Here is a 14924-nt window from a genome sequence, read left to right on the forward strand (position 1 = left end):
TCAATCCGGAAGATGTGTCACTGCTGGAGGCTGCCCAATTGATAACCCGAGGTTCTATCACCTTTCAGTCGACGACAAAAGACGCTGTATTTGATGCTTTCTTGCTGTCCTGCAAACAAGCAGGTGCAGACATCAAGAGCGCAGACAGGACGACGTACAGAATAGACGGCAAGTCCGGCACGATGTGGCTCCAAAATCGCTTTTCATTCCGCTTTCATGCGCGGCTTGTAGGTGATGATAATGGCGGCGGCAGTCAGGGCGTGCGGCTGGAAGTCTATGACTTTGCCCCTTCTCCTCCTGACAAACGCTTTATTGAAAAATTGCTGAAAAAGGTGGTTGACAAGATTCCGGGAGGCAAGCTCGAATACAACCTTGACTGTGTAGAACAGCCGGGCGACGCTCCTGTAGTCCCAGCAAAAAACACCGCCGCGCCAATTGCCATTGTCAGCAAGGGGCAGCTCATGGCAGATGCACGCATGATCCCGACGTTTGAATACAGCCTCCAAGGCGCAACAGGAGATGATGGGAGCGTGCATGGTGCAGACAAACTCATCATAATGCCGCCCGAATGCGGAAACGTCCTGAGCCTGTACAAGGGTGCATCTCTGGTTCTTGGCATTGCGATTAGCTCGATAGAAAAAATGATGCCTGTCATGGCAGAAAAGAAAGGCCTCCTTGGCAAAAAGGGAGATCTATCACTTGACATTCTCTACAACGACGGCAGCGGTGGTGTGCACTCTGTTCGCGTGAATGTGGATGACGAAAAAGGAGGCGAAATAGTCGACAAAGTGAACAGGTTTGAGAAAATCCAAAAAGAGCAGGACATCTATTATGATTTTGAATACCTTGAAAACGGGCAGTGGTTGCCTGACCGGCTCTACCCTGCCACGCTGTTTCTTGCCAAGTGTGAAAAGCTGGTCTGGCTCAAGCAAGACACTGCCGGCGTATTCTCTAAACACTACAAGTGGATAAAGGCCTTGACCAACATCCGGGTGTTTTATTACAATTTCGAGAGCCGCGCAGTCGACGCAATGGCACTCTCTATGGTGCAGGACGTAACTGTGATTAACAAGAGAAAAGAATCTGTTTCAAGATCCTCCGGGACAATAGATCAGCGTGAAAGGGGATCATATACAACAGGCCATTTTCAAAGCGCTAGAGACACCACTACTGTCACCGTCGGAGACGTGGCCTTTATGTACAACGGCGCCCCGCGTATAACCTTTGTAGATGTAGAAGATCCAGATGGACTCGCCACGCTTGCGCGTGAAGCCATCGCCAACTCAAAGTTCACCTTTAGGCTAAAACCACAACAGTGGCAGCCTGCCGGCAAAAGCCCATCTGCGCAACAGAATGCCGAGGCCTGTCCAAAGTGCAATGCGCAAAACCTGCCCGGTTCTAACTTTTGTGCCAAGTGTGGCTTCACGCTGCATTGACAATATTTTTATCGTCTCTATGTCATCCTTATTCCAGTAGCCGATGGGCATCCCTGAAAAGATCAAGGCCATACAGGACGAGATCCACAAGACCCAGATAAACAAGGCCACCGAGTTCCACGTTGGCCTCCTGAAGGCCAAGATAGCCAAGCTAAAGCGGGAGCAGGAGCAAAACATCCATGGCCGGACCGTGCACACGGGAGGCGAAAACGCCGGCTTTGATGTGCGAAAGGCCGGCGACGCTACCGTCGTCTTGATAGGCCTGCCGAGCGTCGGCAAGTCGACCCTGCTGAACAGGCTGACAAACGCCAAGTCTCGCGTCGCTTCGTACCAATTCACGACGCTTACGGCAATACCGGGCATGATGGACTACAGGGGCGCAAAAATCCAGGTGCTCGACCTGCCTGGGATCATCGAAGGAGCAGCGGCCGGCAAGGGCTTTGGCCGGCGCGTCATCTCTGTCGCAAGGGGTGCGGACCTTGTGCTTCTCATCCTTGACGTCTTTCAGCCGCAGCACATCGGCCTGCTAAAGAGGGAATTGGCAGAAGCAGGAATAAAACTGGACGAGCGGCCGCCAGATGTAGTCATTGAAAAGACTTCAACGGGCGGCCTCTCAATAAACTGCCAGGTGCCTATCAAAATGGAGGAAAGGATGGTCAAGGAGATAGCCCGGGTATATGGCATCCACAACGGCAGGATAATAATCCGAGAGCCGGGCCTCACCGACGACCAGCTCATCGACGTGTTGTCTGAAAACCGCGTATACACAAAGTCGCTCGTACTCCTGAACAAGATAGACCTTGTCAATCAGGGATTCATCAAGGAAGTCCAGTCGCAGATAGGCAATAATTTCATCCCGGTTTCTGCAGACGCCAACGTCAATATCGACGCCGTCAAGGAGGCGATATACAACAAGCTCGATTTTATACGGATATACATGCGTCCCAAGGGCGGCGAGACTGACTACAAGGAGCCAATGATTGTACAGAACGGCTCGACAGTCCAGGACATCTGCAACAAGATTCACCGCAGCATGACTCGCAACTTCAAGTACGGCATGGTGTGGGGCAAGTCTGCAAAATTCGCGGGCCAAAAGGTGGGACTTGACCATGTGATGTACGACGAAGACGTGCTGACGATTGTAAAGAACCCCGGCGCCCTCTAGCTTGCTGATGCTGGTGCCGGCGTTGCTATTATCTTGCCTCGCATCGTCGGGTGGTAGGAGCAAAAGTACTCGTACGTGCCCGGTTTATACGCAACTATTGCCGCGTTAAAGTGCTGCTCTGTCTTTAGCGGCGCAGTTTCAAAGTTCAGGATGCCTCCAGAGTTGTCTTTAATCTGCAAGTCGTGTATCACTATGTCCTTGTTCAAGACGACCAGCTTCTTTGGGACATCTACCTGCACAGAGATGTCCGGGTTTGTGCTGTTGAAAGTGCTTCTCTCTGCCAATAGCAGTATGCCCTCAACGTGCGAGACGTCTGCCTCCTTTGTCTCTTTTGTGAGGTTGCCTACGGCCCACAGGCCGCCGACCACGATGCATGAAATTGCCACGATGGCAATGACGTTGTTGCGCACGGACATCTTCTTCTTGCGGCATTGCTTGACGCAATTGACCTAAATTCGTTTGTTTGGCAGAATGTGTATGTGTGGAAAAACAAAAAAAGAAACGATCTGCATTCGTAGAACGCAGTCTAGCTTGTCGGGTTGTCGGTTGTCGTGGCTGCTGCGCCGTTGACGACTTCGGCAGTCGCGAACCTTGGTCCGATTTGCGTGACTCGGATCTTGGCGTTCTGACCTACCTTACCGTCCTTCACAAAGATGACAAAACCTTGTATCCTTGCGATTCCGTCTCCCTTGCGGCTGATTTCCGTGATTTGAACATCGTATTCCTTGCCCATTTCCACAGGCTTGGGACCGAAGTTATCTCTTCTTCCGTAACTCATACGTATGGAGCGCAAACACTGCTCCCTATATAAACTGTAAAAGTTGTTCATGAGCCTACTCTCATGCCGTCATCGCATATGGAGCGGAGGCATTCTATCGCCGAAAGCACCGCAAGGTAGCTGGTCTTGGGGTTGCCCGGCGAAGGCACGTTGTTGACCGTAAAGCGAAATTCGCCAAAGCTTCCCTTTGCGGTTATCTCGTGCTGGTTCGTGGTAAAGGCAGGGTCTGCGATGATGCGCACCTTGGTCCTGTCAACCCCAATGCCTGCAAGGCTCAGGACTGCCGCGACGTTTACGTTTGCCGGAAATGCCCTGACTGCGTCTGCGGCAGTTCCTTCGTAGATGACCGTTCGCTCTTTTATCTCGTCCAGCTTGACCTTGCTTGTCTCAAAGAACGGTGCGCCTGCAAGGGCCTTGGGGCTCTTTGTCGTAGCAAGCGTGACAGAATCCAAGAGGTGCTTGACAGCCCTTATTGCGTCAATCCCTGCTATGGCGCCCGTTGGGACGTACAGCCTGCGGCCGGCCTTTTCTGCTTCCCTTAAAAGTTCTGAAAGGAATGTTTTGTCGGCAAGGGCGCCGACGCTCATCACCATCAGGTCCTTTTCAGCACGCAATACCTGCACTGCAAATCTTTTTACCGCTTCCTGCGAAGCGGCCTCTACCACAATGTCACAGTCTGTTTTCTTTATAAAATCGTCAAAACTGGAATAGGCGGAAGGGCCCGTATTCAGTTTTTGCTTTAGCACCTGCGCGCTATTCTGAACGACATCAAAAAGTGAGACAAGAGAAGCATTTCGTACTGCGCCAGTATCGACTGCAATGGCAAGCTGGCTACCAATGGTGCCGCAGCCTATTATGCCGACTTTTCTTGCAGGCATGTACTAGCAGGTAGGCAAGTGGGGGATTTTTACCCTTCTCTGCTGCTTACCTTCTTCCGCCGCGGCGCTCTGGCTTTTTCTGGCCTGGCAGCCTCTTTTTCTCAAAGCGCTTGACAAAGTTGTCCTTATTGCGCATTCTTGCAATCTTGCTTGAGCGTGGCTTGGCCTGAATCTTTGGAGTCTGGCCTCTGACCTTGCCCGCCTTTGTAAGCGATCCGTGTGTTGGCATGTATTATTATCTCCAGAAGCATTATGGAACTGAAATTTATATTTGTATTCATCATCATTTGCTGTTTTGATATCATTCTGTGACTGGTTTTTCTATCCTGTCTGCATGTGTAGATTCGGTCGTGTGCTGGTTGAGATGTATAGATACAGTTTCAACTTGAAAAAGAATTAGTTAGTTGTTGGGCGAGTCCAAGATACTCTTGAGGAATTCCAGATCTCCCAAGCGCTCCCATAATCCTATTCTTTCCAAAGAAATAGCAGGATCGCTAAGGTTTTTTCTGCCATTTTCAATCAGTTCGTTTGTAAGCTTTTGCGATTCGTTTTCTATCAGATTCAAGTCTTTCGGAAAATTCTGCAACAGCTTGATCCGTCTATCTATGTGCTCGTTATAGATTCCGCCCAGCTCTGGCCTTTTTGCAGATTCCAATTCCTCTATGGCTGCCTTGATTCTGCTTTCTGCATCGACGACATCATTATTATTATCCAAAATAGGTGGATACAAAATCTGTCTCACATCCTTAAAGATTTTATGATTCTGGTCGATAAGACTGATGCGTTTCATCGCGATGCATATCATGAAAAAAGCTCGTCAAGCCGTGGTATTATCCTGTCACGTATTATGGGCTCGTGCTTGATGCCCAAGTCAAACGAAATCATGAAAATGTGAGTGATTCTTGACGACTCCCTGATGGGTATCGTCGCCCTCTTGACCTTGCCGTACAGTGTGTAAGCGTATATAGTCCGGCCGAGTTTTGGCTCAAGGGTTGCGCGCATGTTCATCCTCATCAGCGACTGCAGGACCGCGGTTTCGCTTTCCTCCTTTGTCAAGAGGGGCTTTAGGCCCTTTCTGTACGCAAAGCCAATGAGTCTTCCGCTGCTGCTTGCAATGCCTGCAAACCTTATGCCCCTGTCTATCTCGAGTATCCTTTGACAAAAATCGTCAACGGTACTGGGCATTTTTTGCCTGTGAAATACTGGGAATATTTCTTAAGTTTTATCCAACACTCTTCTAGCCGGATTGGTCTTTTGCACACTATTGTGCGTCAAATGTGGCAAGTATTGCCTGTATTCTTGCAAGTCTGGGCACGCATATCCTCAATTATACTGGTTTAAATGTAGACCACATGAATCATTGTCTGTATATAGACAGACATGACCATGCTTGCAATCGACTTTAAGGAGCAGGTCCTGCGGCTGAAGAAGGAAAGGAACGCCATTATTTTGGCGCACAACTACCAGCTTCCAGAGGTGCAGGACGTCGCCGACTTTATCGGTGATTCGCTAGCCCTGTCCAAGAACGCGGCTGCGACAGATGCTGACGTGATTGTATTCTGTGGCGTCCACTTTATGGCCGAGACCGCGTCGATACTGTGCCCCAACAAAAAGGTGCTCATTCCCGACCTTGAGGCTGGATGCTCGCTTGCGTCCACCATAAACGCAGACGAGCTTGCCGCTTGGAAGCAGGAGCATCCCGATGCAGTGGTGGTAAGTTATGTCAACACTACCGCAGAGGTCAAGGCGCTGTCGGACTATTGCTGCACGTCTTCAAACGCTGTCAAGGTTGTCAACAGCATACCTGCCGACAGGAAGGTACTGTTTTTGCCAGACATGTTCCTTGGCTCGTACGTCGCAGAAGTTACAAAGCGCAAGAACATGTACATATGGCCTGGCGAATGCCACGTGCACGCAGGCATAAAAGCAGAAGACATCAACAAGATGCTTGCGACGCTCAAGAACGCGGACTTTCTCGTTCACCCGGAGTGCAGCTGCACGTCGTCTACGATGTACCACATGGCCAAGGGCGACCTTGCGCAAAAGGGTCACATACTGTCAACAGAGGGCATGATGAAGCACGCCCGCACGTCTGGCGCCAAGCAGTTTGTAGTCGCCACTGAAACGGGCATCCTTTACAGGATGAGGAAGGAAAACCCTGACAAAGAGTTCATACCTGTCAAGGAAGACGCCACCTGCCGCTACATGAAAAAGATAACGCTGGAAAAGGTCTACAATTCGCTGGCACACAACGTCTATGAAGTAAAGGTGCCAAAGCAGGTTGCAGACAAGGCGCGGCTGGCCATAGACAGGATGCTGGCCATCTCTTAACTTTTTGTTTTTGCCGTCATTATTTCCAGACTGAAATCGACTGCCTTTGGCGAGTGGGTGATGTAGCCCATAGAGACATAGTCCGGCTTGGCTTTTGCGTACTGCTTTATGTTCTTGTGGTTTACGCCACCTGAAATTTCAATGATGGTTTTTTTGCGCAAGCCTAGTTTTGCGAGGTTTCTAATTGTCTTGGCGGCCTGCGCCGGGGTGAAATTGTCCAGCATGACAATGTCTGCGCCGGCCCTGATTGCCACTATCGCCTCCTTTTCGCTCTTGGCCTCGCACTCGACCTTGATGGCGGTGCCTGCACCTTCCCTTGCAAGCCTGACGCACTTGTCCGGCTCGCCGCCTGCAAGGGCAATGTGGTTGTCCTTTATCAGCACCATGTCGTCAAGGCGCATCCTGTGCGCCAATCCTCTCCCAATCACTACCGCTTTTTTGTCAAAGTAGCGCAGGCCCGGAGCTGTCTTGCGCGTAGCAGCTATCTTGACCGGCTTGGCCTTGTCAGCAAGCGCCCTTGTCTCCGTAGCAATGCCACTCATCCTCATTATCAAGTTCAGGGCGACACGCTCGGCCTTTAGAATTGCCCTTGCATTGCCTTCAATTATCATGACGCGCTTGCCCTTGCTTGCCCTTGAGCCATCCCTGACAAGCGCCCTTGCCGAGCAGCCGCACATTTCAAAGATGATGCCTGCCTCCTCAAGCCCGCAGACGACTGCATTGCCAGTCTTGCAGACTATCTCTGCCTTGGCGTTTCTGTCCGCGGGGACTGTAGTATTGCTTGTAATGTCGCCCGTCCCGACGTCTTCCTGAATAAAAGAAGCAAGCGCTTGCCTGATGTCAAGAACTGTATCGAGACTTGCCGGCAATGACAACCTTACTGGACCTTTAGCGCATACCTGCTTGGGGTGGTTATTTCAAGCGTGTTTGCCACGAGGGACTTGGCAGGGTCAAATACCAGAATGATGCCTGACCAGTCGGGGCTCAGGTCCGTTGACTTGCACACGGGGCACACTTTGCCGCTGGTGAGGGCCTTGCACCTTCTGCAGGCTTTTTCCTTGGCCATCTCTCCTACTACTTGCCTCCCTTCTTCTCCTTTGGAGCAGCTGGCGCCGTAGCTTCTCCGCTCTTGCCCTTTTTGATCTCTTCCTGTATCCATTCAAGGGCGCCAAGGAACGGCTGGCGGCACGTGATGCCTATTTTGCCCATGCCTGCCCCCTTGCCGAGGCTGACTGCGGTTATCCTTGCGCGGATTTTGGAGCCTATCTTTAGCGCGCGGGAAGACTGGTTGGCAACGATGACGCCTTGCTTGACGTCGCTTTTCAAATAGTCGTCGGTAATCTGCGAAAGGTGCAAAAGCGCATCAGTCGGGCCGATCCTGACAAACGCGCCAAAGTCGGTGATTTCAACGACCTCGCCTTCTACAATTTCCTGCAACTTGGGGTAGAACGTGAGCGCCTTGAACGTGACTTTGTGGTATGTGGCGCCATCTCCGGCCACCAGCTTGCCCGTCGAGCTCACCTCTGCGTCGGTGATCATGACAACGTATCCAACATCCGGAGAGAGCATGCTTTCATATTTTTCCTTGAGGATCTGGATAGCGGCATCTTTGAGAGAGTTTGTCAGCCTACTTGGAGGAATCCTGACGACGTCGCTCATGTGCACTATGGCAAACATAATATTGTACGCGAGAATGTGATAAACGCAACTTTATGAACTTTTGGAATGGTTTGATGCATTTAGTAAGATAATCTCGCCGGACACAGCCAAGAGTCGCCGACGAAATGGTGCAGGTTTTGCGGAAAATGCTAGAAAAATAGGCTTGCATATTATATGTAATGCAATTTGTACTGCCTAACTCCCCTAGATACGATGATTTAAATACAGTGTAGGCAAAATTTTTCTTAAATGGTGACGGTAGATCAAGTCCTAGGCTCCCTGAAAAAGGTGGTTGACCCCGAACTCCACAAGGACATTGTTTCAATGGGAATGATAAAGGATCTTTCGATAAACGACGGCAAGGTGTCTTTCACTCTCGAGCTCACTACTCCTGCATGCCCTTTTAACAGCGACATCGAGCGCGACGTGCGCGCCGCCATAGCAGGCATCGGCGTCAAGGACCTGCAAATGCGCGTTACTGCACGCGTCATGGAAGGAAGGGCGCTAAACCTCGATGAACTGCTGCCGGGAGTAAAAAACATCGTGGCAGTTGCGTCTGGCAAGGGCGGAGTCGGCAAGACTACTGTGTCTGTAAACCTTGCATTGTCGCTGGCAAAGACCGGTGCCAAGGTCGGGCTTCTTGACGCCGACATTTATGGCCCGAGCGTTCCTCTGATGCTTGGGTTAAAAGCGCAGCCAGAAGTCGAGAACAACAAGATTCAGCCGCCAGAGGTCGCAGGCGTAAAGGTCATCTCGATGGGCTTTTTCTACGAGCAGTCGCAGCAGGCCGGCATATATCGCGGCCCGATTGTCTCGGGAATAGTCAAGCAGTTCCTGACCGACGTCAACTGGGGCGAGCTTGACTATCTCATCATAGACCTGCCGCCGGGAACAGGCGACGCTCCGCTTACAATAGCACAGACGATTCCAATCACAGGCATACTCATAGTCACTACGCCGCAAGACGTTGCCATGAACGTGGCCGTCAAGGCTGTGGGGATGTTCCACAAGCTCAACGTCCCTATTATTGGCGTCGTGGAAAATATGTCTTTTCTCAACTGTCCGCACTGCAACGAGCAGATCTACCTCTTTGGCAAGGGTGGTGGCAAAAGGATAAGCGACGACTTTAACATCCCGTTCATAGGCGAGATCCCTCTGCATCAGCACATCAGCCAAGGAAGCGACACCGGAAAACCTACCGTGCTTTCAGAGCCCCAGTCTTTCCAGGCGCAGTCGTTTGAAAAGGCAGCCAAGATGATCGCCGGAAGGATAAGCATCATCGCGGCAGAAATGCGCGCGCAGGAAGAGGCAGAGGGCAAGGACCCGCAGGAAGGCACCAAGGACCCAGAAAACAAGCCGTGAGCTTAATAGCCGGACGCCTGCAACAGCAGTAGATCCGCTTGCGCCAGGAAGACCTTGAAGAACTCAAAAAGCCGTTTGGCACACTCGTACCGGACGCGCAGGTGACAAAGGAAAAGATCTCTGCTCTGGTCAAGGGCGCCAAAAAGATAGTCGCAGTGGGTGACGCCACAACAGAGCGGCTGCTTGGTTTTGGCATAACGCCCGACCTTGCAGTAGTAGACGGCAAGGAACGGCGTCTCTTACGAGAGTATCCAAGGCACGACGCAAAGGAGATGCGCTGTACAAACCCTGCCGGCACGATTTCGCAGGCTGCGGTTGACCTCTTGAAAAAAGCACTTGTCGAAAAAAAGCCGGTGTTGGTAGTCGTGGAAGGCGAAGAGGACCTGCTTGCACTTCCAGTATTTGCGATGGCGCTGGAGAACTCTGTCGTCCTGTACGGCCAGCCCCTTGAGGGGATGGTCGCTGTCAAGATAACGCCTGCAAAAAGGAAGCAGGCTAAAGACTTAATGGACAGAATCGGCGTCGAAAAACATGGCGGGGTATGATGATGTGGTGGCTGGAAGATATCCCAGATAGATGATTGTATATACCACTTGCTGACCCCACACAACAAAAAACTCAGCTGTCGCAGCCGCAGCCGTCCTTGCTCATGTCATACTTGCCAATGTTGAATTTCTTGGCACAAGCATCGCATACGCTCTTGCCATAGTCGATCTTGGCATTGCAAAACGTGCAGACCATCCCGCCTATCTGTTGCTTCAACAGTTACAAAAGCGCGTAGTTGATTTTTAAATCTTGTGTCTATTATCGACGCGGATATCTAGTAAACTGAAATCCTGTGCATAGTGACAGGATTTAAACCACTGCAGGCGATGCAGGTCATGACAAATGTCCTTACGTCATAATTTCCTGGCTTGTCTGGCACCCAAGAGAAACTAATCCTAGACCACTGGCTTGGTTCCAGCGCGATTTGCTGAAATGCCAAATACTTGGTTATGCCATCTGAATCCCTGACTTCAAGCAGTACTGTGGCAGGATAGTCTGCAACGTCACAACCGCTGTTGATGATGGCTTGCACTGATACCTGCGATCCTGCTGCCACTTGTTTTATTCCATTGCCGCTGAAATCCCTGAATTGCAGCCCTGCTACCTTGGTTGCATCAACCTGCAAACAGTGCTGCTGGTCGCCCTTGACAATCACTTTGGTTTCGCTGTAACCGGATATTGTTGCGGCATATGCCCTGTTTGTCAAAGAAGATGTCGCCAGGACGGCTGCCAGAATAACTGCAATTGCTATCGAGCCTGCGGCTTTTAGTAGCAACTGGTGGCATCAGGAACGAGCTACGATAAAAAGAGTACGGATGAATCTTACATCGGCGCGATCAGTATCTTTGGACGATTTGGAGTATTGTGATGGCATTTCTTGCCGCAGATAGGGCAGTTCTTCCTGTCAAGGAATATGCACTGGCAAATGTGGACCTTCATGTAACTTTCTGCCGCCCTGCTTGGTTCGCCAGTACCGTTACAGAAGGGACACTGCGAGTCTGTGATTTCGATAACCCCCTTGCCTGCACATACGGGGCAGTGTTCCGCCTGCATCATAACCGCTACAGCATAACCAGTGCTATTTAATCATATCAGTTTAGATTCGTGAAGTTTGTTATACTGGCACCGCCAAGGCTAGGCATATTGACGACGATAGGCGACGGGCTTGCTCGCATTGCCAAGGGGGAGGTGCTCTCTGACGAGTGGAGCCGGCAGGTCTACTCGATGGACGCAAGCCACTATGAAATCAAGCCAGCGCTGGCAGCCTGCCCAAAGGACGCCGGCGACGTGCAGGCAATCTGCCATTATGCGTTTTCAAAAAAGGTTCCCCTGACGGGAAGGGGCGCGGGAACCGGCCTGCTTGGCCAGTCGCTTTCAGACGGCGGCCTCGTGCTTGACTTTGCAAAGCACATGAACAGGGTGCTTGAAGTGGGCGACGATTATGTCGTAGTCGAGCCCGGGATAGTAAAGGGCATCCTTGACAAGGAGCTGAAAAAGAGGAACAAGTTCCTGCCGCCGGACCCCGCAAGCAGCAACTATTGCACGATTGGGGGCATGATAGCAGACAATTCAAGCGGCGTGCACTGCCTTGGATATGGCAATACCATCGACTTTATCGAGGCGCTTGACCTTGTGTACGCAAACGGCTCGGCCGGCCATGCCGACAAGAATAGTTTTGACGCTCGCATGGAGAAATTAAGAGGGCTGCTTGGGCAAAGCGCCGAGATGATAAACAGCAGCTACCCAAGGGTGAGCAAGAACTCGTGCGGCTACAGGCTCGATGCGGCAATAAGGCACGGCTTTGAGCCGCACAAGGTCATTTCGGCGTCAGAGGGAACGCTCGCACTCGTCACGTCTGCAAGGTTCAGGATACTGGATCTGCCGCTCCATCGTTTTTTGCTGGTGCTTGGCTTTGAGGACCTGCTTGCCGCAGTAAGGGCCGTCCCTGCGATACTGGAATCGTCGCCGGTCGCCCTTGAAATGCTGGACGCAACAGTCCTTGCGCTGGAGAAAAACGCAGAGACCGGGTGCCTCTTGTACGTCGAGTTTGCCGGCGACAACCGTACCCAGGTTGAAGCACAGATGGCAAGGTGCCAGCAAAGGATGATGACAGCTGCAGGTACCCGGATCGTGGAATACGCGACTGACGAGCAGAGCTTGACCAGGATCTGGGCGGCAAGAAAGGGGGCCCTTGGCAACATCATGAAGTTGACTGTTGGAAGCAGAAAACCAGTAGGGCTTGTAGAAGACACGGTTGTCCGCCCCGAAATGCTGGCCGCGCACACGGAAAACCTGCTTGCCGCATACCGGGACAACAACCTTTGCTATGTCATGTACGGCCATGTTGGAGACGGCAACATACACACGCGTCCCTTGGTCGACACTGGCTCAAAGGCCGAATCCGAGATGATAAGGGCGTTGGCTGCTCGCGTCTTTGCGCAGGTGATAGCAAACGGCGGGACGATAACTGGCGAGCACGGCGACGGCCTTGCAAGGGTAGGATACATAGAGCAGATGTACGGCAAGAAAATGACCGCACTTTTCAAGACGGTCAAGGAACTGTTTGACCCGGACTACCTGCTAAACCCTGGCAAAAAAGTACCGTTTAAGAGCAGGCGCAATGTGTAGCTGGCCGTATACAAAAACATGCCTGCTGCCTGGAAGACAAGGAGCGCGGAATTCAAGAAACTGTGGGGGTACTCGGTCGGCTTGTACGGCGTATGGGTCGCGCACGTCGGGCGCAGGACAGGGCTGTTTGAGGCAATTGCCAAAAGTCCTGCCACTTTTGAAGAGCTGGCGGCGCAGACCAGTTTCAATCCTGACGCAGTCAAAGCGTGGTGCTCTGCCGCCCTTGCGCTTGGCTTTTTGAGAATGAAAGGCAAGAAATTGTACCTGCCGGCAAAAACAAAAGAGATCCTTCTTGACAAAAAGAGCCCAGATTACCTTGGCGGCCAGTTCTCGTACATTGCCTTGCGCAGCCTAGAGTACGGCGGACTTGAAGACCTGATAAGAACAGGCAGAAAGCGTGAAACGACCTCTTTAACGTTTGAAGCCATCGTGGAGGCGACCGACTGGGACCACAACGCCTTTTTGTCCGCAATAAAAAACCGCGGCGGCAAGAGCCACAAACTGCATACAATGCTTGTCAGGGGATGCAGGGTGCTTGACGTCGGCTGCGGCACAGGCACGTTTATCGAAAAACTGCTGCAACACTATCCGCGCTCGTCCTTTGTGGGAGTCGAGCCGTCAGAGGTCGCTGCGCACAAGGCAATGGAGATGGCCGCAGGCAAGCCTGCAATAGAGGTACTGCGAGAGACGGGCGAGGCGATGAACTTTGAAAGCGAGTTTGACCTTGTCTACCTCGGCGAGTCGCTCTATGCCGCATCTGACAAGCAGGCCATAGTGTCAAACTGCTATCGCGCGCTGAAAAAAGGCGGCGTGATTGCAATAGTAGAAGGACTCTTGCCCGATGATGATGACAACGACCACAAAACCAGCAGCAACGATGATGATGAAAACCGGCTGATAATGGGCATGCAGGTTGATTTTTCATTGCAGGGCTATCGCTTTATGACGAGAAATGAGATAGGGACACTCCTGAAGACGGCCGGCTTTTCCAAGACTGCCTTTGAGGATTTCGGGGGCTCGCTGTACCTGGTTACTGCATGGAAGAGCTAGATCTAGTCCGTTCCAAACATGCCGAGCATGTCAAAGCCTTCATCCGACTTTGTCTTTATCTCTGCGATGGATATCAGGTGGCCGTCAGGGTCCTCAATTACTGCGTGCTTGCCAAACGGCTCATCCTTGGGCTTTTTGAAGAACTTGACCTTTTTGGCCTTTAGCTCCTTCACGGTTGCGTCCATGTCGCCTACCATGAAACCGACAAGCATTCCTGTGCCAGAGCTTACCATGCTCTTTCTCTTGGCAGGAGTGAGCGCAAGAACGGTGCCGTCCTTGAAGAATTCGGTCCAGTCCTTGGACTTGCTCTTCAGCTGGAGTCCAAGCGTATCTCTGTAAAACTTTACCGACTTGTCCATGCTTGAGACGAGCAGAATCACTGCGCCGACTTTTTTGAATGCCAAAATCAGTCTCTACCTGTGGGAAATGCTGCGGAGGTAAATTAAGAACTTTCCGCTCCTGACGTGCACAGTCTTATAAAAAAATCTAATAAATTTGTCCTACCGCATTCTTAAATAAATTTTTCTAATAAACTAATTCGGACAACATGAACTTCGGGATTTTTGCAAACTTTGCATGTGCTGCGGCTGCTGCAATTATCGTCATGTCTATTTTGCTACTGCCATTATCAAAAGTATTGGCTGAAGAGCAGGTTACAAGGGGCGCCGGTGAGCTGGACAGGTTTGCGGGCTACTCTCGGGTGCATCTGTCAGACGACACCTTTACCCTGCGTTCGGGAGAAGAGCGGGTTGTCAATTTTACTGGTATTAGTACCGCTGAATCAGGCGCTTACATTGTTGGCAACGCTACTGTAGAGGGAGGCGGGGTACGGATCAAAATCACGGATTCGCATGGAAGATGTCCCGGAGTGGACATGTGCACCTCGATATCTGTTTATTCTAAAGATGCCCCGTGGAGCTACTATGACGGAGACGTCAAGGACGTGGAAATTCCAATATCTAAAGGAATGACACAGGTGGTATTTTACACGCCCTACGAACAGGGGAGCACTATTGCATTCAATTTCGATGTCGTTGAAAAAGTGGTGGACAGCAAATCCTAGCCAACGCACTATTGCTGATGCAAAAGTC

General features: G+C 51.4%; 21 protein-coding genes. 8 read left to right on the forward strand and 13 right to left on the reverse strand.

Features of this window, described 5'->3' with window-relative positions; all coding sequences use genetic code 11:
- Positions 1-14 precede the first annotated feature (14 nt).
- The gene (locus tag NTE_RS07550) at positions 15-1436 is read left to right on the forward strand and encodes a zinc ribbon domain-containing protein (protein ID WP_148700467.1); all 1422 of its coding nucleotides are present in this window, start codon (positions 15-17) and stop codon (positions 1434-1436) included.
- 43 nt (positions 1437-1479) lie between these two features.
- The gene (locus NTE_RS07555) at positions 1480-2601 is read left to right on the forward strand and encodes an OBG GTPase family GTP-binding protein (protein WP_148700468.1); all 1122 of its coding nucleotides are present in this window, start codon (positions 1480-1482) and stop codon (positions 2599-2601) included.
- On the opposite strand, the gene NTE_RS07560 is transcribed toward NTE_RS07555, so the two are convergent.
- The 6 genes from NTE_RS07560 to NTE_RS07585 form a co-directional block, all read right to left on the reverse strand.
- Positions 2598-3017: a cupredoxin domain-containing protein gene (locus NTE_RS07560; RefSeq protein ID WP_148700469.1), complete on the reverse strand. Its 420-nt coding sequence runs from the start codon at positions 3015-3017 to the stop codon at positions 2598-2600. The genes NTE_RS07555 and NTE_RS07560 overlap by 4 nt on opposite strands.
- Before the next feature lie 110 nt (positions 3018-3127).
- Complete coding sequence (locus NTE_RS07565; protein ID WP_148700470.1) at positions 3128-3379, reverse strand: TRAM domain-containing RNA chaperone; 252 nt, start codon at positions 3377-3379, stop codon at positions 3128-3130.
- 47 nt (positions 3380-3426) lie between these two features.
- Positions 3427-4257: an aspartate dehydrogenase gene (locus NTE_RS07570; RefSeq protein ID WP_148700471.1), complete on the reverse strand. Its 831-nt coding sequence runs from the start codon at positions 4255-4257 to the stop codon at positions 3427-3429.
- A gap of 46 nt (positions 4258-4303) precedes the next feature.
- Positions 4304-4486, reverse strand: a complete 183-nt coding sequence (locus NTE_RS07575; RefSeq protein ID WP_075053754.1) for a 30S ribosomal protein S30e — start codon at positions 4484-4486, stop codon at positions 4304-4306.
- 171 nt (positions 4487-4657) lie between these two features.
- Positions 4658-4987 (reverse strand): hypothetical protein, encoded by a 330-nt coding sequence (locus tag NTE_RS07580; RefSeq protein ID WP_148700472.1) that lies wholly within the window; start codon positions 4985-4987, stop codon positions 4658-4660.
- 71 nt (positions 4988-5058) lie between these two features.
- Positions 5059-5442, reverse strand: a complete 384-nt coding sequence (locus NTE_RS07585; RefSeq protein WP_226987236.1) for a hypothetical protein — start codon at positions 5440-5442, stop codon at positions 5059-5061.
- 195 nt (positions 5443-5637) lie between these two features.
- Here NTE_RS07585 and nadA point away from each other — a divergent pair, with 195 nt between their 5' ends.
- On the forward strand, positions 5638-6588 hold the full coding sequence (gene nadA / locus NTE_RS07590; protein WP_148700473.1) for a quinolinate synthase NadA: 951 nt from the start codon (positions 5638-5640) through the stop codon (positions 6586-6588).
- Here nadA and nadC read toward each other — a convergent pair.
- From nadC to NTE_RS07605, 3 genes are read right to left on the reverse strand one after another with little or no spacing between them, the layout of a single operon-like run.
- Complete coding sequence (nadC, locus tag NTE_RS07595; protein WP_148700474.1) at positions 6585-7457, reverse strand: carboxylating nicotinate-nucleotide diphosphorylase; 873 nt, start codon at positions 7455-7457, stop codon at positions 6585-6587. The two genes, nadA and nadC, sit on opposite strands and share 4 nt — an antisense overlap.
- Positions 7458-7465: 8 nt before the next feature.
- Complete coding sequence (gene spt4, locus NTE_RS07600) at positions 7466-7654, reverse strand: transcription elongation factor subunit Spt4 (protein WP_148700475.1); 189 nt, start codon at positions 7652-7654, stop codon at positions 7466-7468.
- 8 nt (positions 7655-7662) lie between these two features.
- Entirely contained in the window at positions 7663-8265 is a 603-nt protein-coding gene (locus NTE_RS07605; RefSeq protein ID WP_148700476.1) for a DNA-directed RNA polymerase, read from the reverse strand.
- 231 nt (positions 8266-8496) lie between these two features.
- On the opposite strand from NTE_RS07605, the gene NTE_RS07610 reads away from it, so the two are divergent.
- Both NTE_RS07610 and NTE_RS07615 read left to right on the forward strand, forming a co-directional pair.
- The gene (locus tag NTE_RS07610) at positions 8497-9609 is read left to right on the forward strand and encodes an Mrp/NBP35 family ATP-binding protein (RefSeq protein WP_148700477.1); all 1113 of its coding nucleotides are present in this window, start codon (positions 8497-8499) and stop codon (positions 9607-9609) included.
- A gap of 38 nt (positions 9610-9647) precedes the next feature.
- Entirely contained in the window at positions 9648-10154 is a 507-nt protein-coding gene (locus NTE_RS07615) for a GTP-dependent dephospho-CoA kinase family protein (protein ID WP_158385257.1), read from the forward strand.
- Between the two features lie 73 nt (positions 10155-10227).
- Here NTE_RS07615 and NTE_RS16520 read toward each other — a convergent pair whose 3' ends face one another.
- From NTE_RS16520 to NTE_RS07625, 3 genes are read right to left on the reverse strand one after another with little or no spacing between them, the layout of a single operon-like run.
- Positions 10228-10371 (reverse strand): hypothetical protein, encoded by a 144-nt coding sequence (locus NTE_RS16520; RefSeq protein WP_158385259.1) that lies wholly within the window; start codon positions 10369-10371, stop codon positions 10228-10230.
- 58 nt (positions 10372-10429) lie between these two features.
- Positions 10430-10930, reverse strand: a complete 501-nt coding sequence (locus NTE_RS07620; RefSeq protein WP_148700479.1) for a hypothetical protein — start codon at positions 10928-10930, stop codon at positions 10430-10432.
- 47 nt (positions 10931-10977) lie between these two features.
- Positions 10978-11208, reverse strand: coding sequence for a hypothetical protein (locus tag NTE_RS07625; RefSeq protein ID WP_420835305.1), 231 nt, complete (start codon positions 11206-11208; stop codon positions 10978-10980).
- 90 nt (positions 11209-11298) lie between these two features.
- Between NTE_RS07625 and NTE_RS07630 the strand changes: the two genes are divergently transcribed.
- Both NTE_RS07630 and NTE_RS07635 read left to right on the forward strand, forming a co-directional pair.
- Positions 11299-12783 (forward strand): FAD-binding oxidoreductase, encoded by a 1485-nt coding sequence (locus NTE_RS07630; RefSeq protein ID WP_148700481.1) that lies wholly within the window; start codon positions 11299-11301, stop codon positions 12781-12783.
- A gap of 18 nt (positions 12784-12801) precedes the next feature.
- Positions 12802-13833 (forward strand): class I SAM-dependent methyltransferase, encoded by a 1032-nt coding sequence (locus NTE_RS07635; protein ID WP_148700482.1) that lies wholly within the window; start codon positions 12802-12804, stop codon positions 13831-13833.
- A 2-nt stretch (positions 13834-13835) separates the two neighbouring features.
- Here the strand turns inward: NTE_RS07635 and NTE_RS07640 are convergent, their stop codons facing one another.
- Positions 13836-14237 (reverse strand): VOC family protein, encoded by a 402-nt coding sequence (locus NTE_RS07640; protein ID WP_226987237.1) that lies wholly within the window; start codon positions 14235-14237, stop codon positions 13836-13838.
- A gap of 200 nt (positions 14238-14437) precedes the next feature.
- Between NTE_RS07640 and NTE_RS07645 the strand changes: the two genes are divergently transcribed.
- Positions 14438-14896: a hypothetical protein gene (locus NTE_RS07645; protein ID WP_148700483.1), complete on the forward strand. Its 459-nt coding sequence runs from the start codon at positions 14438-14440 to the stop codon at positions 14894-14896.
- The last annotated feature ends 28 nt before the right edge of the window (positions 14897-14924 follow it).

This window comes from Candidatus Nitrososphaera evergladensis SR1 (assembly GCF_000730285.1).
Classification (GTDB): Archaea; Thermoproteota; Nitrososphaeria; order Nitrososphaerales; family Nitrososphaeraceae; genus Nitrososphaera; species Nitrososphaera evergladensis.